17 protein-coding genes and 1 pseudogene are annotated in these 23,749 nt (G+C 59.6%); 14 read left to right on the top strand and 4 right to left on the bottom strand.

The window, feature by feature from the left end:
• Positions 1-70 precede the first annotated feature (70 nt).
• The 10 genes from J1N02_RS27760 to J1N02_RS27715 all read left to right on the top strand — a co-directional run bounded on the left by J1N02_RS27760 (position 71) and on the right by J1N02_RS27715 (position 15,854).
• Entirely contained in the window at positions 71-5,824 is a 5,754-nt protein-coding gene (locus J1N02_RS27760; protein WP_421148063.1) for a hypothetical protein, read from the top strand.
• 873 nt (positions 5,825-6,697) lie between these two features.
• Entirely contained in the window at positions 6,698-6,877 is a 180-nt protein-coding gene (locus J1N02_RS27755; RefSeq protein ID WP_169898189.1) for a hypothetical protein, read from the top strand.
• 287 nt (positions 6,878-7,164) lie between these two features.
• Positions 7,165-8,475: an ABC transporter substrate-binding protein gene (locus J1N02_RS27750; RefSeq protein WP_368962054.1), complete on the top strand. Its 1,311-nt coding sequence runs from the start codon at positions 7,165-7,167 to the stop codon at positions 8,473-8,475.
• A gap of 155 nt (positions 8,476-8,630) precedes the next feature.
• Positions 8,631-9,521, top strand: a complete 891-nt coding sequence (locus tag J1N02_RS27745) for a carbohydrate ABC transporter permease (RefSeq protein ID WP_051429369.1) — start codon at positions 8,631-8,633, stop codon at positions 9,519-9,521.
• Between the two features lie 10 nt (positions 9,522-9,531).
• Positions 9,532-10,362: a carbohydrate ABC transporter permease gene (locus J1N02_RS27740; RefSeq protein ID WP_027606403.1), complete on the top strand. Its 831-nt coding sequence runs from the start codon at positions 9,532-9,534 to the stop codon at positions 10,360-10,362.
• A 23-nt stretch (positions 10,363-10,385) separates the two neighbouring features.
• Positions 10,386-11,489, top strand: a complete 1,104-nt coding sequence (locus J1N02_RS27735; protein ID WP_421148062.1) for an ABC transporter ATP-binding protein — start codon at positions 10,386-10,388, stop codon at positions 11,487-11,489.
• A gap of 18 nt (positions 11,490-11,507) precedes the next feature.
• Entirely contained in the window at positions 11,508-12,989 is a 1,482-nt protein-coding gene (locus J1N02_RS27730; RefSeq protein ID WP_421148061.1) for a mannitol dehydrogenase family protein, read from the top strand.
• A 78-nt stretch (positions 12,990-13,067) separates the two neighbouring features.
• On the top strand, positions 13,068-14,549 hold the full coding sequence (xylB, locus tag J1N02_RS27725; RefSeq protein ID WP_027606406.1) for a xylulokinase: 1,482 nt from the start codon (positions 13,068-13,070) through the stop codon (positions 14,547-14,549).
• Positions 14,550-14,561: 12 nt separating this feature from the next.
• Positions 14,562-15,500 (top strand): carbohydrate kinase family protein, encoded by a 939-nt coding sequence (locus J1N02_RS27720; protein ID WP_108574329.1) that lies wholly within the window; start codon positions 14,562-14,564, stop codon positions 15,498-15,500.
• Between the two features lie 84 nt (positions 15,501-15,584).
• Positions 15,585-15,854 (top strand): DUF2790 domain-containing protein, encoded by a 270-nt coding sequence (locus tag J1N02_RS27715; protein WP_421148060.1) that lies wholly within the window; start codon positions 15,585-15,587, stop codon positions 15,852-15,854.
• Between the two features lie 61 nt (positions 15,855-15,915).
• On the opposite strand, the gene J1N02_RS27710 is transcribed toward J1N02_RS27715, so the two are convergent.
• On the bottom strand, positions 15,916-16,185 hold the full coding sequence (locus J1N02_RS27710) for a DUF1652 domain-containing protein (protein ID WP_027606409.1): 270 nt from the start codon (positions 16,183-16,185) through the stop codon (positions 15,916-15,918).
• 233 nt (positions 16,186-16,418) lie between these two features.
• Positions 16,419-17,441 (bottom strand): threonine ammonia-lyase, biosynthetic, encoded by a 1,023-nt coding sequence (gene ilvA / locus J1N02_RS27705; RefSeq protein WP_421148059.1) that lies wholly within the window; start codon positions 17,439-17,441, stop codon positions 16,419-16,421.
• Between the two features lie 248 nt (positions 17,442-17,689).
• On the opposite strand from ilvA, the gene J1N02_RS27700 reads away from it, so the two are divergent.
• Positions 17,690-17,890: a ParD-like family protein gene (locus tag J1N02_RS27700; RefSeq protein WP_027606410.1), complete on the top strand. Its 201-nt coding sequence runs from the start codon at positions 17,690-17,692 to the stop codon at positions 17,888-17,890.
• Positions 17,890-18,645 carry a type I methionyl aminopeptidase gene (map, locus tag J1N02_RS27695; RefSeq protein ID WP_092357841.1) on the top strand — a complete coding sequence of 252 codons (756 nt, stop codon included), beginning with the start codon at positions 17,890-17,892 and terminating at the stop codon, positions 18,643-18,645. The genes J1N02_RS27700 and map overlap by 1 nt, the downstream gene beginning before the upstream one ends.
• A gap of 32 nt (positions 18,646-18,677) precedes the next feature.
• On the opposite strand, the gene J1N02_RS27690 is transcribed toward map, so the two are convergent.
• Positions 18,678-20,264: a RimK family protein gene (locus J1N02_RS27690; RefSeq protein ID WP_098479682.1), complete on the bottom strand. Its 1,587-nt coding sequence runs from the start codon at positions 20,262-20,264 to the stop codon at positions 18,678-18,680.
• A gap of 94 nt (positions 20,265-20,358) precedes the next feature.
• Here J1N02_RS27690 and J1N02_RS27685 point away from each other — a divergent pair.
• Positions 20,359-20,808: pseudogene (locus J1N02_RS27685) on the top strand (GNAT family N-acetyltransferase); the annotation flags it as partial.
• Here J1N02_RS27685 and sfnG read toward each other — a convergent pair.
• A complete protein-coding gene (gene sfnG / locus J1N02_RS27680) occupies positions 20,804-21,889 on the bottom strand; it encodes a dimethylsulfone monooxygenase SfnG (protein WP_092357837.1) in 1,086 nt (361 codons plus the stop codon). The pseudogene J1N02_RS27685 and the gene sfnG sit on opposite strands and share 5 nt — an antisense overlap.
• Positions 21,890-22,157: 268 nt before the next feature.
• Here sfnG and J1N02_RS27675 point away from each other — a divergent pair, with 268 nt between their 5' ends.
• Positions 22,158-23,396: an acyl-CoA dehydrogenase family protein gene (locus J1N02_RS27675; RefSeq protein ID WP_092357835.1), complete on the top strand. Its 1,239-nt coding sequence runs from the start codon at positions 22,158-22,160 to the stop codon at positions 23,394-23,396.
• Positions 23,397-23,749: the final 353 nt, after the last annotated feature.

Below are 23,749 nucleotides of genomic sequence, written 5' to 3'. Positions count from 1 at the left end.
CGTATTGAAGTACCTCTCTGTATCTGTCGAGAGGCCATTCTTATAAATACGTCGGTAAAAGGACAGTCCCATGATCAGCTTTAATCCGCCACACACTGTCAGCACCACGATTCCAAGCGAGCTGAATCGGCCCACGCCCCCCATAGGCTCAGTAACCTCTAAAGTCATCGAGTTTTTTCATAAACGCCTCAAGGATATTCAAACGTTCCCCGCGTCCGCTCAATCGAGTGATGGACTGGCGCCGGCCGGTAAACGTATCGAGCAATTGCTCAGGTTCGCCGTGACAAAGGAACAACCCAGCGTAGCCGAGCGCATCAGCCAGTTGGTTAAAAGCAGTCATGAGCCACTGACGGACACAGCGCTGCGCAATCAGGTGGAGCAACACCTGAACCAGCCAAGCGCCCTCGACTCGCAAAAAACTTACGCTCAACTGATCCAGGAAATACTTGACGGCTCAACACCTGACACGCCCCGCACTCGCCCTGTGCCGTCGCGGTTACGCCGAGATCTGCATACACCTGAACCGGCCTCCCCAACACGCACTGCGGCGCTGCGCCAATTCACCAATGCCCTGGTCGACAGTGGTGACCGGCAGTTGGCCATAGGTGTGGCCAATAGCTTGATGCGCCAACGGCTTGCCGTCGAGAAAGGTCACTCCAGCGATGCCGAGGACAAGGTGACCATCCCGGCCGACTCAACCTTCGGCCAAGCCTGGGCCGAACTGGCCGATGCGCTGCACTCGGAACCGTTCAAATCGTTTGCCGAAGCCAGGAAGATCGATGTTTCTGGATTGACGATCAACTCCAGGGGACAACTGACCGAAATGCGCGACAACGTCCCGGTCAACCTCTACCTGCATCGGGACGCGGACTGGAAAGCTGCGGCGGCCAAAGTGGTAGGCGCAGTCAGAAAAGTCCTCGCGGGGAAACAAGGCGCTGTCATTTTCCACGATAGGGAACACGCATCGGCTTACAACATAGCCTCGTTTTACGGCACGCAACTGGGCAGAATTCAAACCGACGACATCCTGCTCAGCATCAGACAATTGCAGCGCGAGGGCACCTTCAGCGCCTTCAGCAACACCGACCCGCACTTCGCGGCCGTTTACGCACCGGTCAAACAGCGACAGCGAGAAGCCAGCCAACGGATCATGGATTTGCCGCCGGATCAGTTGAAACTGCGACTTGAGCAGTTCACACCTTTGACTGCGGAGCAAAAGGTCCAGGAAGCCGATCAAACCCTGGCGCAGCAGTGCAGCCAGGCCCTGATGAGGTTCGTACCTCAAGCCCGAATCGAAGGCGACAAATTCCCGCCAGTGCTCACAAATATCCCGGAATATTCGACCTTCAACCAGGTGCGCAAAAACCTCCTGGGTGCGCTGACCGGCAGTGCCTTTACCACCTTTGTACAAGAGCACAACGTTGAGCCCCGCAGCGTGCGTATCCACCCCGTCACCGGTGACCTGACAGGCAAGGTGAATGGCAAGGACACCCTCTTTAAGCCGAACGATCTTTCGGGCTGGGGTGTCGTCTGGGAAGAAATAAAAGATGCAGTCCAGCAGATGGACGCTGGACAGGAGCGTCTTGTTCAATACCCGACTCCGCCCTCTGCATCGCTGTATGATGTCCTGCGCTTTTACAACGAAGAGATCCCGCGTCAACAAAACGGCCAACAAGCCGACTGGCGGCAACGCGAGCTGATCTCGCTTCTCGATAAAAGTATCGAGATGTCCCGTAACAACGGTTTCAAGGCACTCACTGCCCCCCGCGCGGACAGCACTTCGTCTACGGCTGTAGGTGAGCTTCAGTACGCAATCACTCAACAGCTTACCAAAACACCCATTACCGGCTCTGAACTTGAAACCCTGGCGGCCGCTGCGGAGTCGGGTCTCGGCGCGACGGTGGAGCGCGCACCGTCCCCGCAAGACGCCCTGGCCAGCGCCGAGAGCGCACTGGCCACCGCCACGTATCGCGCAATGCGCGGGCTGAAAAACAATCCCGCCCAAGCCTCGACGAGGATGGTCGGACCGATCCCGACTGACAGCTTGTTCGGCCAATGGCTCGGTTACCTGCACAAAGCCATCAAGGCGCGTGGTTTTACCGACTGGGCGCAGAAATACAACGTTGATTTGACCTCTCTGCGCTTTGCCTCCGATGGCGAAGCGCTGATCGGTAAAATCAACGGCGTTGACCGGCGCTTCAGCGCCGCCGACTTTGCGAAAAACTACCCCGAGCATTTCGACGTACTGGCCCCGGTACTCCACGCCGCCAAGGTATTTACGACGCCTATGATGCAGATCACGCTGTCTCAAGCCGGCAGCAACGCCGTGCCGCTGGGCTGGATAGGCCGTTTTTATGGCATCGATACGGCCCCCCGCAGCCCGGCATTCGAACGCAGCATGACGCATCTGGGCAGCACGAAGAAGTTCCCAAGGAAACCCGACCACCCGGAACGAATAGTGAATGGGCTGAACCAGCAAAAAACCGCATTGGGTAACAGCAACGATCGGTATGCGCTGATCAATCAGCTCAAGCAGGGCAACATCGATAACGACGACACCACGCGCTTCATTGTCGACCCGGATTCGTCCCATCAGCCTAAAGGCGTGACAACCGTGCAGAAATTTCTCGCGGATCGGGGTTGGTACGAGGCGAAATCGGCCGAACAGATCGGTAACCTGTTACAGGCTCTGCAGACTCCCCTGCCGCAAGCGCCGACACTGGGTAATAACTGGGGGTTTCTGGCCACGGCCCTCCCGCTGAACAAGGCCCAACGCGAGGCCGTGAGTACCTTCGTAAAACAATCCATCGGCACCCATCCCAACCTCCTGAGCTACCTGAATGCCCAAGTGCCCAAGCTCAGCAACAGCCCTGCCCAAGCGCTGGACCAACTGCTGTCCAGCGACAGCGCCCTGGAACTGGCAACGAATCTGCAAACCGAGATGAAGGGTGCAGTCACTTCGACCAGTCTCAAGCAGTGGCTACTGACCGCGTTGGTACTGGAGCTTGATCCCGAGGCCGACACCTCACGCAATAGCCTCGCAGGCTTTGATCTGATGCATACGGATATGTGGGGATTGGGCACGGACAAGATTCGTGAGCGGTTCAACAACCACTTGACCAAAAATGGAAAGATCCCGGCAAACCTTGCGCCCGTCGCCGCGCACCTGTTGATGACGGGGGGGGCGCCCCATCTGCTGGTTAAAGATGTGCCACCGGCCTTGACACTGGGCTCGACCGAATGGGTCAGCTTTATGACCGCCGTCAATCGGATCGAACTGAATGCTCCTGGTGCCGCCTCGGGTATGACCTTCGGGCAAGTCATGGACCTTCATCGGATCAGCCCCATTTCCGAACGTGAATCCCAACTGCACTCTGTCGCCCAGATGAACCCGGTGTTGGATTGGGCCATCGTGAATGGCCATATCGTGAGAAATGACAAGGACGAATACACCCTTGAACAGCTCGCCAGCAGCCAGGAGAAGCTCAAAAAACAAAATGATGATATCTCCAGGGCCAGGCACTACTTGAGTAATTTCGACCCACCAAGCAGAAGGGAAATGGCCCTGTTAGAGCTGAGGGAAAAATGGGGTGCCGATATCCCCTATAAGCGTCCGTACCTCACTGAAATGGCTGGCCCGTTAGGAATGTTTTCCAATACTCGGGCAAGTATTGTCGAGGTCTATGAATCCGGCCGCCTGAATGAAGGCTGGCGCTGGGAGTCAGAGAGGGGGCCCGACTTCGATGCCCTTCGCGCACGCGCCACGCTGGTTGATATCAACAAGGAATTCAATCGGGAATTTGAAAAAGACTTCGCCCTACGCAGGACCCACACCATTTCCCTGTTCAAAAACATGTTCAGCCAGCTCCCGCTGGCGGACCGAGACATCGTCAACAATGGCTCCGCGACAATCCTGCAAGTGAAAGGCACCGGTAGTGGCATCCTGATGCAGTTCACCCATAAGGAGCAGTCCAGAACGTTCGCGATCTATCCAGCCTATGGAAAAATAGTGCCGGTCCCCAATATCGAACAGAGAGCACCTTACGGCCAAACCACCGAAGAAACCGTCGATACAGCCGCGTTTCAAACCAACGCCGAACCAAAACCGAACATCAAATCCGAGGTCCTCATAACACGCCTTGATCAAGGCAGCCTCGTCGACCCGGATCACTTTGCACACGGCAGGCGACCCTTATATGCGGAGAACGACAAAACTGACCTTTCCAGCTATGACGGAACGAGAATACAGCACCTCTCCGAGGTGCTGGTTGACAGCGTGTACTTGAACAAGGCGGCTGTACTCGCTACACAACGTGGGCTGAACAACGCTGTTGAAAACGGTTTGGAGCTCAGTGACTACTTCCAAAAAGGTTTGCGCTTCTTCCCGGGAGGCTCGAGCCTCGTGGACATCTACAACGGTGAATATGCGGACGCGGTAAAAGACCTGGGCGTTGATATCGCGATCTACGTATTTACCGAGGGCGTCGGCAAACTCTGGAATGTGGCCAAATCCGGCGCGGCCTGGGCGGCGGCCAAGGCCTCGGCGAAATTCGTCGAAAGGTTTGGGATCGAGGAAACAGAAAGCATTGTGCTCCAAGACCTGACTGCCACCGGCACCGAGGAGGCGTTCAGCTCCGTGAGCAGAATGCAGGGCGGCCAATATACAAGGCCAACTGGAGAGGCGTTTGTGCCGACTGCGGACATGGCTGATGGCACGGTGAGAAGTGGCGATAACTCTGCACTTGTCAAGCTCACGGCCATGTTCCAGGACGGCGAGTGGTATGCCTATAACCCCAAGACAATGGCGGCTGATGGACCTGCGCTAAAAGGATTCGTGCCCGAAAGTAACCAACGCAACGTCAATGGCCTGTTTGACTTTTTTTCCAATGCCGAACCCGATCCGGATATGCCCGCCAGATTCGAGATGAACGTCGTGAACTCGCAGCTAAGAGATGAGCAAGCCTTTAAAACCGGCTACAACAGCTTGAAACCGGAAACTATACCGGGCTACAGCAGCGACATGGGCAAAGACCGAATCAAACAACTGATTGCAGACAGCCAGCTAAGCGCCGAACAAGTGGGAAGCCTGGTTCGGCAACGGGAAAAACTCATCATTGCCGATTCCCGCATCAGCATGGAGACGTTCAATCGAGAAGTAGAGGGTGCGGGCGGAACCAGTCGTGGAATGTCCCAAGCCTTTTATCTTGCCCTGACACAACCAGGCTCAGACGGTGAATGTGCTGCCCTGTCCAATACGATGGCGCTCGCGCTCTCGGAGGGCACCGAAAACACGGTGATCGATAACGTGAATATGGCCATGGCCAACCCGAAGTCCGCTGGCGGTTCCAAATTCATCTCAGAGTTGTCAGCGTTGCAAGCTAACGTAGACAGACAAAGCACCTTTCAAACCGGGACCTCAGGCGTCCTCACGCCCTACAAGGATATTGGCACAACACTGGGTAACGCCGAGACTTCGAAGACCTTGCTGATCGCCACGAAAGATCATGGCATGCTCGCGGGGGTTAGGATCGACCCCGCCGACGCCAGCAAAAAAAACTGGTTTTATTACGATCCCAACTATGGGTTGGCGACATTCAATTCAGAAACATCAATGAAAGCCGGGCTGGAAAAAACACTGAACAGTGGCGAAGTCGGCAAAGGACTCAACCATTTTGGCAACTTATTCACGGGACCAAAATATAACGTCGGTGCCTTTGATATCAATGCAATGGCACAGCGCAGATTTGATATTGCCCGGGTTAGAGATCTGACCCGACCAATCAGCCTTGACACAACGCAAGCCGTCACCCAACAAACTGTATAGCCGAATCAGGATGGAGACCCAATGGAAACGGTCAGGCCACTTGATGAAGAAATCCAGAGAGTCATCGATACCTGTCTAGGCCTGAAATAGGTTTGCACCTGTTTCATCCTAGACATTCACAAAAGTCATGAACCCATGGGAGCTCGACAATATGCAAATAATGATGGGAACCGGTCCTATAATTCCGACAGATAGTGCCTGGATAAATGGGTTTACCGCACTCCCCAAGCCCCGCCTATAGGATAGGCAACTGAGGCTCCGGGCAAAAACGACTGCGACTGAAGGCAGCGCTTTTGCCCGAACCTCCGTGAACAGACGCCCTCACCCGTGCAAAAGCAGCAGTCCACGTGTAGCCAAGGACTTGTCACATCTCATCTGAAGACCGTCATCATTGCCCTGCCCCTGGCGCAACAAATCGCGGACGCCAACAGCATTGCACGCCTGGGGCACTTTACCGTTAACCCCGTCGGTCGGAACTGGTAGTTCTCACAGTATCGCCATCGGACACCCCCTCCTTAAATGAGCGTGCACATCATTCCTGAATGACCGCGTTCACTTAATTCGAGGATCGAGAAATGAGCCCAACAACACGTCAACCCCATAAAAAAATCCATCATCCACCATCGTGTCGTATTTGCTGACGAGGGCGAGAAACATGGATGGACAGGCGGCGGCAATATCATTCTTGACGATGTAAGTGGCAGAACAGTCTGGCTTGTCCAGAAGGCAAGCAGGATTTTCAGCGAAATCCTTCCTCCTCGCAGTCAGCTGACCGTGCTTATTTATTGTCGTGTGCGCTTAACGGGCAGTTACTTGAAGGTAACGCATGCGGGGGGCTCATATACTTCCCCCAACATTATGAGCCACTCCGAAATGAGCACTTATTGGGTAAGAAACGCCACAACCAATGGGGAAGGAAAGTTCTGGATAGACTTCGAAACCAGCAACGGCCAAGCCCTGCGAATCCATCAGGTGGAAGTCATGGGACCCGCCACCCACAAGGATACCGATAAGCCGCCGGTGATGAAGCTGCTGAAAGACGCGGCCCCCTGAAGAAAGATGAACGCCATGCAAAGGGTGCCAACACCATCACTTCATGGCGTCGTTCAACACCTGCCTGAGCAGCGCACCTGCAGATTTCCCTGGGCCTGAATATCGCGAGGGTCAAAAAGCAGCCCTCACCCGAGTGCAAAAAAGTATCAGTCCAAGTGCTCCCAAGGATTTGTCACAACCCCATTTGAAGGCTGTAATCAACGCACACTCTTCCTGACTCCCCGTAGGAAGACACAACAACAATAACTGTCCTTCCGTAGCCCCTGGGCGCGGAAATGGAGTGCGCGATGAAGTTCACAGCAAAAGCTCTGCTTGCCTGTACCTGTATGACCCTCAGCGCCGTCAGCCTTGGCGCGCAAACCCTGACCATTGCCACCGTCAACAACAGCGACATGATCCGCATGCAGAAGCTCTCGAAAACCTTCGAGGCCGAGCATCCGGAAATCAAGCTGAACTGGGTGGTGCTGGAAGAAAACGTGCTGCGCCAACGCCTGACCACCGACATCGCCACCCAGGGCGGGCAGTTCGATGTGTTGACCATCGGCATGTACGAAGCCGCACTCTGGGGCGCCAAGGGTTGGCTGGAGCCGATGAAGGACCTGCCGGCGTCCTACGACCTCGACGATGTATTCCCTTCCGTGCGTGACGGTTTGTCCGTCAAGGGTTCGCTGTACGCCCTGCCGTTCTATGCGGAAAGCTCGATCACCTATTACCGCACCGACCTGTTCAAGGACGCCGGGCTGAGCATGCCCGAACATCCGACCTGGAGCCAGATCGGCGAATTCGCGACCAAACTCACCGACAAGAGCAAAGAGCAATACGGCCTGTGCCTGCGCGGCAAAGCCGGCTGGGGCGAGAACATGGCGCTGATCACCACCCTGGCCAACGGCTACGGTGCGCGCTGGTTCGATGAAAAGTGGCAGCCTGAATTCAACGGCCCCGAGTGGAAGGACGCGCTGAACTTCTACGTCGACAACATGAAGAAATCCGGCCCGCCGGGTGCTTCCAGCAACGGTTTCAACGAAAACCTGGCGCTGTTCAACAGCGGCAAGTGCGCGATCTGGGTCGATGCCAGCGTCGCCGGCTCGTTCGTCACCGACAAGACCCAAAGCAAAGTGGCCGACCATGTGGGCTTCACCTTTGCCCCCCACGAAAAAACCGACAAGGGCACGTCGTGGCTGTATTCCTGGAGCCTGGCGATCCCGACCAGCTCCAAGGCCAAGGACGCCGCCAAGGTGTTCACCAGTTGGGCCACCTCCAAGGAATACGGTGCCTTGGTCGCCAAGACCGACGGCGTTGCCAACGTGCCGCCAGGTACGCGCAAGTCGACCTACAGCGACGAATACATGAAGGCTGCACCGTTCGCCAAGGTGACCCTGGAATCGCTGAAAGTCGCCGACCCGACCAAACCGACCCTCAAGCCGGTGCCGTATATCGGTATCCAGCTGGTGACCATTCCCGAGTTCCAGGCGATTGGGACCCAGGTCGGCAAGTTCTTCTCCGGCGCGCTGACCGGTCAGCAAACGGTCGATGCTGCACTGACCGCCGCGCAGACCACCACCGAGCGGGAAATGAAGCGGGCCGGTTACCCCAAGTAACCTGAGCGTCACCACCGTCAAATGTGGGAGGGGGCTTGCCCCCGATGGCAGTGGATCAGCCAACTGATTCATCGACTGACACTCCGCCATCGGGGGCAAGCCCCCTCCCACACTGACCGCACTCCGATCCTTGCTCCGCACTGGCCTTGATTATCATGAATACATCCGCCAAAAACCGCCTGGCCAACCCCGGCTGGTTCCTCGTCACGCCCTCGGTCGCCCTGCTGCTGCTGTGGATGATCGTGCCGCTGGGCATGACCCTGTACTTTTCACTGATCCGCTACAACCTGCTCTACCCCGGCGAGAACCAATTCGTGGGGCTGGAGAACTTCACCTACTTCATCACCGACTCGGGTTTCCTGCCCGGCGCCACCAATACGTTGTTGCTGGTGGGCAGCGTGCTGTTGATCAGCGTGGTGTTCGGCGTGTTGATCAGTGCGCTGCTGGAGGCCAGTGAGTTCCTCGGGCGTGGCATCGTCCGGGTGTTGTTGATTTCGCCGTTCTTCATCATGCCCACCGTCGGTGCGCTGATCTGGAAGAACCTGATTTTCCACCCGGTGTCGGGGATTCTCGCCGCCGTGTGGAAGTTCTTCGGCGCCGAGCCGGTGGACTGGCTGGCGCACTATCCGCTGCTGTCGATCATCATCATTGTGTCGTGGCAATGGCTGCCGTTCGCCATCCTGCTGCTGATGACCGCCATGCAGTCCCTCGACCAGGAACAAAAGGAAGCTGCGCGCCTGGACGGTGCCGGCGCCATCGCGATTTTCTGGCACCTGACCCTGCCCCACCTGGCCCGCCCGATTGCCGTGGTGGTGATGATCGAGACCATCTTCCTGCTCTCGGTATTCGCCGAAATCTTCACCACCACCAACGGTGGCCCCGGCTACGCCTCGACCAACCTCGCCTACCTGATCTACAACCAGGCCTTGGTGCAGTTCGACGTGGGCATGGCCTCGGCCGGCGGCTTGATCGCCGTGGTCATCGCCAATATCGCGGCGATCATCCTGGTGCGGATGATCGGCAAAAACCTGACTGACAAGCCTTGAGGGCCGCGCCATGACGCTTCAACAATCCCGCCGCCTGCAAAGCCTGTTGCTCGGCACCCTGGCCTGGGCCATCGCGATCCTGATCTTCTTCCCGATCTTCTGGATGGTGCTGACCAGCTTCAAGACCGAAATCGACGCGTTCGCCACGCCGCCGCAGTTCATCTTCACGCCGACCCTGGAGAACTACCTGCACATCAACGAGCGCAGCAACTACTTCAGCTATGCCTGGAACTCGGTGCTGATTTCATTCAGCGCCACCGCCCTGTGCCTGCTGATTTCGGTGCCGGCCGCCTACTCCATGGCGTTCTACGAAACCAAACGCACCAAGAGCACGCTGCTGTGGATGCTCTCCACCAAGATGCTGCCGCCCGTGGGCGTGCTGATGCCGATCTACCTGCTGGCCAAGAGCTTTGGCCTGCTGGACACGCGCATTGCGCTGATCATCATCTACACCCTGATCAACCTGCCGATCGTGGTCTGGATGGTTTACACCTACTTCAAGGACATCCCCAAGGACATCCTCGAAGCCGCGCGCCTGGACGGCGCCACCCTGTGGCAGGAAATGGTCCGGGTGCTGCTGCCGATCGCCAAGGGCGGCCTGGCCTCCACGGTGTTGCTGTCGCTGATCCTGTGCTGGAACGAGGCCTTCTGGTCGCTGAACCTGACCTCGTCCAACGCCGCGCCCTTGACCGCACTGATCGCCTCCTACTCCAGCCCCGAAGGCTTGTTCTGGGCCAAATTGTCTGCCGTCTCGACCCTGGCCTGTGCGCCGATCCTGATCTTTGGCTGGATCAGCCAGAAACAGCTGGTGCGCGGTTTGTCCTTCGGTGCAGTTAAATAATAATTTCTAGCGGAGGGCCCATCATGGCCAACCTCAAAATCAAGAATCTGCAAAAAGGCTTCGAAGGTTTCTCGATCATCAAGGGCATCGACCTGGAAGTGAACGACAAGGAATTCGTAGTCTTCGTCGGCCCCTCGGGCTGCGGTAAATCCACCCTGCTGCGCCTGATCGCCGGCCTCGAAGAGGTGAGCGAAGGCACCATCGAACTGGATGGCCGCGACATCACCGAAGTCACCCCAGCCAAACGCGACCTGGCCATGGTGTTCCAGACCTACGCGCTGTACCCGCATATGAGCGTGCGCAAGAACATGTCGTTTGCCCTGGACCTGGCCGGCGTCGACAAGCAGCTGGTGGAGAGCAAGGTCAACGAAGCCGCACGCATTCTCGAGTTGGGCCCGCTGCTGGAACGCAAGCCCAAGCAACTCTCCGGTGGCCAGCGCCAGCGCGTGGCGATCGGCCGCGCCATCGTGCGCAACCCGAAGATTTTCCTGTTCGACGAACCGCTGTCCAACCTCGACGCCGCCCTGCGCGTGCAGATGCGCCTGGAGCTGTCGCGCCTGCACAAAGAGCTGCAAGCGACCATGATCTACGTGACCCACGACCAGGTCGAAGCCATGACCCTGGCCGACAAGGTGGTCGTGTTGAACAGCGGGCGTATCGAGCAGGTCGGCTCGCCGCTGGAGCTGTACCACCAGCCGGCCAACCTGTTTGTGGCGGGCTTTCTCGGCACGCCGAAAATGGGCTTCCTCAAAGGCAAGGTCACCCGCGTCGACGGCCAGGGCTGTGAGGTGCAGCTGGACGCCGGCACCCTGATCAGCCTGCCGCTGAGCGGCGCCAGCCTGAGCGTGGGCAGTGCGGTGACCCTGGGCATTCGTCCGGAGCACCTGGAAATCGCGTCGCCTGGGCAAACCACCCTGACCGTCACCGCCGACGTCGGCGAGCGCCTGGGCAGCGACACCTTCTGCCACGTCATCACCTCGAACGGCGAGCCGCTGACCATGCGGATTCGCGGCGACATGGCCAGCCAGTATGGCGAAACGCTGCACCTGCACCTGGACCCGGCGCACTGCCATCTGTTCGACACCGACGGTGTTGCTGTGGCCCGTCCACTGCGCGCCGCCGCCTGATTTCGCGAGTATTGACCGATGAAACTGAATAAGCAGAACCTCACCCAGCTGGCGCCGGAAGTCAAACTGCCGGCCTATGCCATTGCGAGTACCTCCCAAGGTATCGCCCATATCGGCGTCGGCGGCTTCCACCGCGCGCACCAGGCCTATTACACCGATGCACTGATGAACACCGGCGAGGGCCTGGACTGGAGCATCTGCGGCGTCGGCCTGCGCAGCGAGGACCGCAAGGCCCGCGACGACCTGGCCTGCCAGGACTACCTGTTCACCCTGTACGAACTGGGCGACACCGACGACACCGAAGTGCGTGTGATCGGCGCGATCAGCGACATGCTGCTGGCCGAAGACGGCGCCCAGGCATTGATCGACAAACTGGCCAGCCCCGCCATTCGCATCGTCTCGCTGACCATCACCGAAGGCGGCTACTGCATCGACGACAGCAACGGCGAATTCATGGCCCACCTGCCGCAGATCCAGCACGACCTGGCTCATCCGTCGTCGCCAAAAACCGTGTTCGGTTTTATCTGCGCGGCATTGACCCAGCGCCGCGCGGCCGGCATCCCGGCGTTTACCGTGATGTCCTGCGATAACCTGCCCCACAATGGCGCTGTCACGCGCAAGGCACTGCTGGCGTTCGCCGCCCTGCACGATGCCGAGCTGCATGACTGGATCAAGGCCCATGTGAGCTTCCCGAACGCCATGGTCGACCGCATCACGCCGATGACCAGCACCGCCCACCGCTTGCAACTGCACGATGAACACGGCATCGACGATGCCTGGCCGGTGGTCTGCGAACCCTTTGTGCAGTGGGTGCTGGAAGACAAATTCGTCAACGGCCGCCCGGCATGGGAAAAGGTCGGCGTGCAGTTCACCGACGATGTGACGCCCTATGAAGAGATGAAGATCGGCTTGCTCAACGGCAGCCACCTGGCCCTGACCTACCTGGGGTTTCTCAAGGGTTATCGGTTTGTGCACGAGACCATGAACGACCCGCTGTTCGTGGCCTACATGCGCGCCTACATGGACCTCGACGTCACGCCGAACCTGGCGCCGGTACCGGGCATCGACCTGACCGACTACAAGCAGACCCTGGTGGACCGCTTCTCCAACCAGGCGATTGCCGACCAGTTGGAACGGGTGTGTTCGGACGGCTCGTCGAAGTTTCCCAAGTTCACCGTGCCGACCATCAACCGCCTGATAGCCGATGGGCGCGAGACCGAGCGTGCGGCGCTGGTGGTCGCGGCGTGGGCCTTGTATTTGAAGGGTGTGGATGAGAATGGCGTGAGCTACACGATCCCAGATCCGCGCGCCGAGTTCTGCCAGGGGCTGGTGAGTGACGATGCACTGATCAGCCAGCGGTTGCTGGGGGTGGAAGAGATTTTTGGCACGGCTATTCCCAACTCGCCTGGGTTTGTGGCAGCGTTCGAGCGGTGCTATGGGAGCCTGCGTGACAAAGGCGTAACCGCTACCCTGAAGCACCTCCTGAAGAAACCGATTTAAGTGTGGGAGGGGCCAAGCCCCCTCCCACACTGGACCGGGTTGCCAATCCAAAAAAATAACACTGCTGAGCACACCCTCATGACCCAGCAAAACCTGTTCCTCGGCATCGACTGCGGCACCCAAGGCACCAAGGCCATCGTCCTCGACGCGTCCAGCGGCAAGGTACTGGGCCTGGGCGCCGCCGCGCACACCCTGATCAGCGGCGCCAATGGCCGTCGCGAGCAGCACACCCAGGAATGGCTGGACGCCTTTACCGAAGCCACCCACCGCGCCTTGCAACAGGCCGGCGTGGACGGCCAGGACATCCTCGGCATCGGTGTATCCGGCCAGCAGCACGGCCTGGTGTTGCTGGATGACAGCGGCCAGGTGCTGCGCCCGGCCAAGCTGTGGTGCGACACCGAAACCGCGCCGGAGAACGAGCGCCTGCTGGCCTACCTGGGCGGCGAGAGTGGCTCGCTGGAGCGCCTGGGCGTGGCGATTGCGCCGGGCTACACCGTGTCGAAACTGCTGTGGACCCGCGAGCAGCACCCGGATGTGTTCGCGCGCATCGCCCATGTGCTGCTGCCCCACGACTACCTCAACTACTGGCTCACCGGCCGCGCGGTCGCGGAATATGGCGATGCCTCGGGCACCGGTTACTTCAACGTGCGCACCCGCACCTGGGATATGGCGCTGCTCAAGCACATCGACCCCAGCGGCCGCCTTGAAGCTGCGCTGCCGACATTGATCGAAGCCGATCAAAGCGTAGGCACGATCCTGCCGGCCATCGCCGAACGCCTGGGTATCAACCCCAATGCCAGGGTGTCCAGTGGCGGCGGCGACAACATGATGGGTGCCATCGGCACGGGCAATATCGCCCCCGGCGTGATCACCATGAGCCTGGGCTCATCCGGCACCGTGTATGCCTTCGCCGACCAGCCCAATGTCAGCCCCCAGGCGTCGGTCGCCACCTTCTGCTCGTCCAGCGGCGGCTGGCTGCCGTTGATCTGCACCATGAACCTGACCAACGCTACCGGGGTGATCCGCGAGTTGTTCGAGCTGGACCTCAACGCTTTCAACGCACTGGTCGAGCAAGCCCCGATTGGCGCCGATGGCGTCAGCATGCTGCCGTTCCTCAACGGCGAACGCGTACCCGCCCTGCCCCACGCCACCGGCAGCCTGCATGGGCTGACCATGACCAACCTGACCCGTGCCAACCTGTGCCGCGCGGTGGTCGAAGGCACCACCTTCGGCCTGCGCTACGGCCTCGACCTGCTACGTCACACCGGCCTGCAAAGCCAGAGCATCCGCCTGATCGGCGGGGGTTCGAAAAGCCCGGTGTGGCGGCAGATGGTCGCCGATATCATGAACACCGAAGTGATCTGCACCGAACAAAGCGAAGCCGCCGCCCTGGGCGCGGCGATCCAGGCGGCGTGGAGCCAGTCCGGCGAGTCCCTGGCCAGCCTGTGCGACAAATGCGTGAGCGTCGACCCCGCCAGCCGTACCCTGCCGGTGGCGGCCAATGTCAGCGCCTACCAACTGGCTTACGAACGCTATCAACAGCACGTGGCAACCCTTTAAGAGCGAACGACTATGTATCTGGTGTGTGGTGAAGCGCTGTTTGATTTTTTCAGCGAGGAAGATGCCAGTGGGCAGGCCTCCAAGGTCACTTACAAGGCGATTGCCGGTGGTTCACCGTTCAACGTCGCGGTGGGTTTGCGCCGCCTGGGCATCGAGGCCGGGTTGTTCGGCGGCCTGTCCAACGACTTCCTCGGGCGCCGGCTGTTGCAGGTGCTCAGGGATGAAGGCGTCAGCGAGCGGTTCCTGGTGGAGTTTGCCGCGCCGACCACCTTGTCGATGGTCGCCGTGGGCGCCGACGGTTCACCGCAGTACAACTTCCGGGGTGAAGGCTGCGCCGACCGACTGCTGGAAGTCGCGCATTTGCCGGTCCTTGGCGATGAGGTGCGCGGCCTGCATGTCGGCTCGTTCTCCCTGGTGGTGCAACCGATCGGCGACACCCTGCTGAACCTGGTCAAGCGCGAAAGCGGCAAGCGCCTGATCAGCCTCGACCCCAACGTGCGCCTTAATCCGCAGCCGGATATCCAACTGTGGCGCGACCGCGTCGCCGAGTTGGCCAAGCATGCCGACCTGATCAAGGTCAGCGACGAAGACCTGCACCTGCTCTACCCCGGCCAGTCGCCGGAAAGCGTGCTGCAGGGCTGGCTGCAACACCGTTGCCAGCTGGTGTTCCTCACCCGTGGCGGCGATGGCGCCAGTGTGTTCAGCCGTCAGCATGGCACCTGGTCGCAACCGGCACAGCGCGTGGTGATGGCGGATACCGTGGGTGCCGGGGATACCTTCCAGGCTGCGTTGATTGCCTGGCTGACCGAGCACCAGCTGGACTCGGTGCAAGGCCTGCAACAACTGACCCGCGCGCAGATCGACGCCATGCTCGGCTTCGCCATCCGCGCTGCGGCACTGACGTGCGGCAAGACCGGGCCGGACTTGCCGTATCGCCAGCAGCTTGGATGAAGGTTTTGTCAGCCAGGGCAAAATTAATCGATGGTTAATCCCGCAAGTCGAGAGTGAAATTCCACTCACTTGCGGAGCACCACCATGAAACTGCACACCTTAATGCTCGGCGGCGCCCTGGCGCTGTCGGCAGTATCGGGCCTGGCCCAGGCTGACGATCAAACCCAGGCGGTCAAACCCGTGCCTTATCATTACGGCATGCCGATGAACATTACCAAGGTCCTGGCCATGAACGAAACCCCAACCGGCGACTGCAAAGTCATTGATGCGGATATCAAGTTCCTGGACAAGGCGGGCAAAGTGGAAGACGTGAGCTACCGGAAAATGTCCGAAGCCTGCGATTTCCAGAATTGATGGGCAAACATACACAGCATTGGGCCTGGCATTTACCAGGCCCACCGTTCATGACCAACGATCAGTAGTAACCGCGCCCTCCAGCCCGCTGCTGGACAGGTGCATGGCTGTGCTTGAGGTCTTCACGCAACCCGGTAATGAGGTTGCAAATAGCTCGACTGCTGTCGAGTTTGTCAGCATTGATACCTTTGACCTCCAAATCCACCCGGTCACGGTCGCGGTCGTCATAGACCTTGATCGTCAGCGAAGCATCTTCGGCTTTGGTGCATTCGCACCGTTTAGGCAGGAAACTTCCTTCAATAATGCTGCGAAGTTCTAATTCCGAAAGCATGGCCAACCTCTCCTTTTTTGAGACTTGCCAATCGATTGTTATAAGTCTGCAGGCGCGTGCCTGCCACGTCTCGCCAGCCCTGGAAGACGCTTACCTTTACCAGCCTACTCGGCAAATTCCGTTTTTGTTGTAACTTTTCTTCATAAGCAATGTAGGAATTTATATAGCTTAGATCACATCAGTTAAATCATCGTCGAACCGCTTCGATTAATCGTTTAACCCCACGCTTCGAATTAAACTGCAACTTGTGCCGCCACTCTTTCAGCAACATATCGCAAACTATCAAAGTTGATATTTGCACCTGAATTAACCGCGACCAAGGTCTGCCCACTTACCCCCCGACTGGCCACGTACTTGCGAACCCCCGCCACCGCCAGCGCACCGGAAGGTTCGGTGATGGAACGCGTATCGTCATAGATCAACTTCATCGCGCTGCACAGTTCGTCATTGCTGACGGTGATCACTTCGTCGACCCAATCGCGGCAGATCTCAAAGCCATAGGCGCCGATCTGCGCGACTGCGGTGCCATCGGCGAACCCGTCGACACTCGGCAACACCACCCGTTCCCCGGCCCGCAGCGCGGCGAGCAGGCAACTGGAGCCTTCGGGCTCGACCCCGATGATGCGCACTTCGGGCCGCAGGTATTTGACGTAGGCCGCAATGCCGGCGATCAGGCCGCCGCCGCCCACGGGCACGAAGATCGCGTCCAAGGGGCCTTGTTGCTGGCGCAGGATTTCCATGGCCACCGTGCCCTGGCCGGCGATCACTTCCGGGTCATCGAAGGGCGAAACGAAGGTGCAGCCGGACATCTCGGCCAGTTGCAGCGCATGGGCCAGGGCAAACGGGAAGCTCTCGCCGTGCAGCACCGCTTCGGCGCCCCGGGAGCGCACGCCCAGCACCTTCAATTCCGGCGTGCTGCACGGCATCACGATCCGCGCCTGGAGCCCCAGCGTCTTCGCCGCCAGTGCCACGCCTTGCGCATGGTTACCCGCCGACGCCGTCACCACACCGCGCGCTTTCTGCGCGCCGGTAAGCTGCACCAGCTTGTTGTAGGCGCCGCGAATCTTGAAGGAAAAGGTCGGTTGCAGGTCTTCGCGCTTGAGCAGCACCTGGTTGCCGAGCATTGCCGAGAGTGCCGGCGCGGCTTGCAGGGGCGTACGCACCGCGAGGTCATAGACCGGCGCGGCGAGGATCTTTTTCACATAGTGTTCAAGCAATGCCGTATCAGCGGTAGGCGGTGCGGGGCACGTGCTCATGGGTGTCTCCTGGTTTTTAAAGGCCCTGGAGACGGAACAAACAAAACCCGCCTCTAAGGCGGGTTGGGGTGCAGCCGTGTGCTATCCCGCCAAATGAGGAATGGCGGTAATAATGCTTGGCTGGCTGCGGAAGGCTGGATAGGTCATGCCTGGAAATTAACCGGCCATCCGGATCAAGTCAACATCATGTTTACTGACGACATATGAAACATATACGATTCGTATATCCAACCACTACAGTGAACCTCATGGGCATCGTCAAGATCAGCGACCAACTGCACGAACAACTCCGGCTGGCCAGTGCGGCCATGGACCGCTCCATCAACGCCCAGGCCGAGTTCTGGATCAAGGTCGGCCTGCTCGCCGAACTCAATCCCAGCCTGCCCTACCACGAGCTGATCAACAAACTGTTGCTGGACAAGCCCGACCTGATCCGGGGGCGCAGCTGATGATCAAGACCGCCGCCCAACTGGCTGTGATGCGCGAGTCCGGACGCCTGCTGGCCCAAGTGTTCGACATGCTCGACGGTTTTGTCGCCGCCGGCCGTTCCACCCTGGAACTGGACAGCGCCGTCGAAGCCTTTATCCGCAACGAATTGAAAGCCCGCCCCGCCAGCCTCGGGCAATACGACTACCCCTTCTCCATCAACACCTCGATCAACGAGGTGGTGTGCCATGGCATGCCCAGCGCCAAGGAAATCCTCAAGGACGGCGACATCGTCAACATCGACATCACCCTGGAAAAAGGCGGCTTTATCGCCGATTCCAGCAAGATGTACATGATCGGCACCGTCGCGCCCAAGGCGCGGCGCCTGGTGGACATGACTTTCGAGGCGATGTGGGCCGGGATCCGCCAGGTCAAGCCCGGCGCGCGCCTGGGTGATATCGGCCATGCGATCCAGAGCCATGCACAGGCCAATGGCTACAGCGTGGTGCGTGAATACTGCGGCCACGGCATCGGCAAGCAGATGCATGAAGAACCGCAGGTCCTGCACTTCGGCCGCCCTGGCACCGGGCTGGAACTGCGTGAAGGCATGGTGTTCACCATCGAACCGATGCTCAACCAGGGCGGCGCCAAGGTGCGCAGCCTGAAAGACGGCTGGACGGTGGTGACCAAGGACAACAGCCTGTCGGCGCAGTGGGAGCATACGGTGGCGGTGACGGCGGATGGCTTTGAAGTGCTGACCTTGCAAACCCGCCCTTGATTCACCCACCGCCGTAGATACCGCCTTGAACCTCACCAGACCTGGCCCTGGCGTTTCAACTCCAGGCGCCGCACGAACTCTTCCAGCACCAGGCTGTACAGATCGTCCTGCAGGTAGGCGTCTTCGATGCCGGCATCCAGGTTGGGGTTGTCGTTGACCTCGATCACCACCACCTTGTCGCCGGACTGCTTGAGGTCCACACCGTAGAGGCCGTCGCCGATCAGGTTGGCGGTCTTCACCGCCAGTTCCACCACCGCCCTGGGGGCTTCATGGACGGCCAGGGTGCGGCATTCGCCGTTGATGGCCTGGCCGAGGGCCTTGTGGTTATAGATCTGCCAATGGCCCTTGGACATGAAGTACTGGCAGGCAAAGATCGGCTTGCGGTTGAGTACGCCGATGCGCCAGTCATACTCGGTGTAGAAGAATTCCTGGGCCAGCAGCAGCACCGAATGCTCGAACAACTCGGCGGTGGCCTTGAGCAAGGCTGCCTGGCTTTCGACCTTGATCACGCCACGGGAGAAACACCCGTCGGGAATCTTCAACACCAGCGGAAACCCGAGGCGCTCGCCGACCCGTTCAAAGTCCTGCGGTCGTTCCTTGTAGAGAATCTCGGTGGCAGGCATACCTAACTGATGGCTGTTGAGCAGGTCGGTAAGGTAGACCTTGTTGGTACAACGCAGGATCGACGCCGGGTCGTCCATCACCACCAGGCCTTCACTTTCGGCTTTTTTGGCAAAGCGGTAGGTATGGTTGTCGACACTGGTGGTCTCGCGGATCAGCAAGGCGTCGTATTCGGCCAGGCGCGCGTAGTCCTTGCGCTCGATCAGTTCCACATCGATGCCCAGGCCCTTGCCGACGCGGATGAAGTTATCCAAAGCCTTGGCATTGGACGGCGGCAATTGCTCCTGGGGATCATGGAGGATCGCCAGGTCATAACGGGCCAGGCGCCGTGAACGGGGCTGGCGCCAGATCCTGCGGCTGAAGTTATCGAGGGCGTGGGCGAATTGATCTTCCTGGTCGTCGCGTAACTTGTGCAATACGCCGGACTTGACCCCTACGATATGCCAACCGTTATGTTTTCTGAACTCAACTAACAAGATCGGACATGGGAATGTTTCAAACAACTGGCGGGCCAATTCCTGCAACGGCTCTATAGTGGTCCTGCCGAAGTAAAGTGTCAGGGTAAACCCTTCGGTATTACTGTAGAGGTGATGACTCAAGGCTTTATCAAGGGTTTTATCCAAGTCGTCCAGCGCCAGGCCGTACAGCGACTTCCTGGTCAGCTCACTGATGGTGCGCACCGAAGGAATCACCTTGTGTCCGCGCGCTTCGGCCAGCAACGAGCAGTAGTAGCCGTGCCCCAGGTACTTGTAGCTGCGGCACAGGTTGATCACCTGCACCCGCTTGCCTGACTCGTTCTGCCGGGTTTGTTCCAGGTACTCCTGGGCGGTGACGATGTCTTCGCTGGGAAAGTAGGAGGCCCAATCTTCCTTGCGCTCAACAATGATCACCACTTGACTGTTACTTCGAGGCGGCGCCGAAAAAAAGCCCTTCGATGTTATTGTCGCCGCGACGATTTGCTCGGATACTTCACGCCAATGACCTTGTACCGCCGACATAATATTTGATCCGCTTTAGAGAACTCGACCTTTTCTATTAAGCACGATCTTTTAGGGAAGTCCCGTTTCGTTACGCAACTTTTACGGCGGTTATATGGCTCTTTTCTCTCGCATTGCATTACCCGGTGATATACCGGCATTAGTGGCATTGGAGCACCAGTGTTTCACCACCGACCGGCTCTCATCGCGCAGTTTTCACTGGATGATCAGCCGCGCCCACGGCCAGTTGCTGGTGGCGGAACAGGACGGGCAGTTGCTCGGTTATGCGCTGGTGCTGTTTCGTCGTGGCAGCGTGTTCGCGCGCCTGTATTCCATCGCCATTGCCGAGCACGCACGCGGCCTCGGGCTGGGCAAGCAGTTGCTCAGCCATGTCGAGGCCTGCGGGGTGACGCACGGGTGCGCCCACCTGCGCCTGGAGGTGCGCACCGACAACCGCGGCGCCCTGGCGCTGTATGAACGCAACGGCTACCGGCGTTTCGCCCAGGTCAACGACTACTACGCAGACCACACCCCGGCCCTGCGCCTGGAGAAAACCCTGGTCAGGCCACCTGCTTGATCCCGGCCTTGGCTTCCAGCTCGCGCACCAGCGGCAATACACGTTTGCCGAAGTACTCCACTTCTTCCTGGAAGTGCAGGAAGCCCGCCAGCACCAGGTCCACGCCCACTGCCTTGAGTGCGACGATGCGCTCGGCAATCTGCTGCGGGGTGCCGATCAGGTTGGTCTTGAAGCCATCGTTGTACTGCACCAGGTCTTCAAAGCTCGACTTGGCCCAGTTGCCCTCGCCTTCGGGTGATGCCTTGCCGGCCTGCCTGGCCGCGTCGCCAAAGGCGTTCACGGCTTCCGGGTCGGCCTTGTCGATGATCTCTGCGAGCACGGCGCGGGCTTCTTCCTCGGTGTCGCGGGCGATGATGAACGCATTCACGCCGACCTTGACCGAATGGTTGTTGGCAGCGGCCTTGGCGCGAATGTCATCGACCTGGGCCTTGATGCCTTCCGGGGTGTTGCCGTTGGTGAAGTACCAGTCCGACACGCGCGCCGCCATGTCTCGTGCGGCCCGCGAGCTGCCGCCCTGGAACACTTCCGGCTGGCCCAGGGGCTTGGGCTTGAGGGTGTAGTTGTTGAAACGGTAGAAGTCGCCCTTGAAGGTAAAGTCGTCCTGGGTCCAGATGCCTTTGAGGGCGCGGATGAATTCTTCGGAACGGCGATAGCGCTCGTCGTGCTCCAGCCAGTGTTCGCCGATGGCCTGGAACTCGCCCTTGAACCAGCCACTGACGATGTTCACCGCAATGCGGCCATTGGTGAGCTGGTCGATGGTCGCAAGTTGCTTGGCCGCCAGCGCCGGTTGCCATGGGCCGGGCAGGATCGCGGCGATAACCTTGAGCCTGGTGGTAGCGGCCAGCAAGGCATGGCTGAACGCCACGGACTCATGCTGGTTCTCGGCGCCGTAGCCGGCGGTGAAGCGGATCTGGGTCAGGCCGTATTCGAAGCCGGCTTCCTCGGCCAATTGCGCCAGTTTGCGGTTGTAGTCGATGCCCCAGTGGGTACGTTGTTCGATCTTGCTGACCACCAGCCCACCGCTGACGTTGGGCACCCAATAGGCAAATTTCACGGCTTGCTGACTCATCGAACGGTACCTCGCACTAAGGAATGTACTGAGGGGTTGAGCAGCAAGCGTGCCAGACGCGGGCAAACGCCCGCGCCACAAGGGTTGCGACACGAATTCGGGGCTGGGAAGCTTGGAATGCCAATGTCAGGGATTGCAGCGCTTTGTCGGTTTGCTGTTGCTGGAGCAACAGTAAACAGCGTGCATCCCCCCGTAAACATTGGGCCTGGCACCCGGCACGGAGTGTGCAATCACTCCCGGCACCGATCACTGCCCCGGAGCCTTGCTCATGACCGAACACCACGTTATCAACCCGTTGTCTGTCGGCGTCGACTACCCCACGCTGGCGGCGCGCTTTCGTCCGATTTTCCAGCGCATCGCCGCTGGCGCGGTGGAGCGCGAACAAACCCGCGCCCTGCCCCATGAACCGATCCAGTGGCTCAAGGAAGCCGGCTTCGGCGCGGTGCGGGTGCCGGTGGAATATGGCGGTGGCGGTGCTTCGCTGCCGCAACTGTTCGAACTGCTGATCGAACTGGCCGAGGCCGACTCCAATGTGCCCCAGGCCCTGCGCGGGCATTTCGCCTTTGCCGAAGACCGCCTGAATGCGCCGCCCAGTGCCGGCCGCGACCTGTGGTTCAAGCGCTTTGTCGACGGCGACATCGTCGGCTGCGCCTGGACCGAAATCGGCACCGTGGCCATCGGCGAGGTTGTCACCAAGGTCAGCCCGGACGGCGATCGGTGGAAACTCAACGGTGAAAAGTTCTACAGCACCGGCAGTATTTTTTCCGACTGGATCGACGTGTACGCCCAGCGCAGCGACACCGGCGGCGATGTGATCGCCGCCACCCGCGCGCGCCAGCCCGGCGTGGAACACAGCGATGACTGGGACGGCTTTGGCCAGCGCACCACCGGCAGCGGCACCTCGCGCTTTACCGATGCGGTGGTGGAGGCGGAAAACGTCATAGACTTCGCGACCCGCTTCAAATACCAGACCGCGTTCTACCAACTTGTCCTGCTGGCCAGCCTCGCCGGTATCGGCCGTGCCGCGTTGCGCGATGTGGCCCACCAGGTGCGCAGCCGCAAGCGCATCTACAGCCACGGCAATGCCCAGCACGTCAGCCAGGATGCCCAGATCCAGCAGGTGGTGGGCGAAGTCGCCGCCCTGGTCTACGCCGCCGAAGCCAGCGCGCTGAAAGCCGCCGTGCCGGCGCAGCGGGCGTACCTGGCGCGGTTCGGTGGGGATGAAGTCGCCGAGCGCGAAGCCAACGTCGCGGCCGAAATCGAGTCAGCCACCGCGCAAGTGGTGGTGTCGGAGCTGATCCAGCGCGCCACCAGTGAGTTGTTCAACGCACTGGGGGCGTCGGATGTGCGCCAGGGCAAGTCCCTCGACCGCCATTGGCGCAATGCGCGGACCGTGTCGTCGCACAACCCGGTGATCTACAAGGCGCGGATCGTGGGGGACTGGGTGATCAATGGCACCGAGCCGCCGTTTGTGTGGCAGATCGGCAATGGCCCGGCGAAAGCCTGAGACTGAGCGGGGTCAAAACTGTGGGAGGGGGCTATGCCGATCAGTTAAGAGATAGAACGGGCAAACAGTAACCTGTGGTGAGCGGGCTTGCCCCGCGTTGGGCTGCGCAGCAGCCCCAATAAGAGCGCTGCAGTGTGCCAGGCAGGTCCGGGGCTGTGTTTCGGGGCTGCTGCGCAGCCCAGCGCGGGGCAAGCCCGCTCACTACAGGTTTAACTGACTGGAGTTAGGGCTTGCCCGCTCCCTCAGTATTGGATCAGCGCAACCAGTTAGTCCGCGCCAACTCGATCACTTCATCTCCACGCCCACTCATCACCGCCTTGAGCATGTACAGGCTGAACCCCTTGGCCTGTTCC

The organism is Pseudomonas sp. NFX5 (assembly GCF_049132125.1).
In the GTDB taxonomy this organism is placed as follows: domain Bacteria; phylum Pseudomonadota; class Gammaproteobacteria; order Pseudomonadales; family Pseudomonadaceae; genus Aquipseudomonas; species Aquipseudomonas marginalis.
Note: the sequence above shows the minus strand (reverse complement) of the source record. Positions and strands in the feature narration are given on the sequence as shown.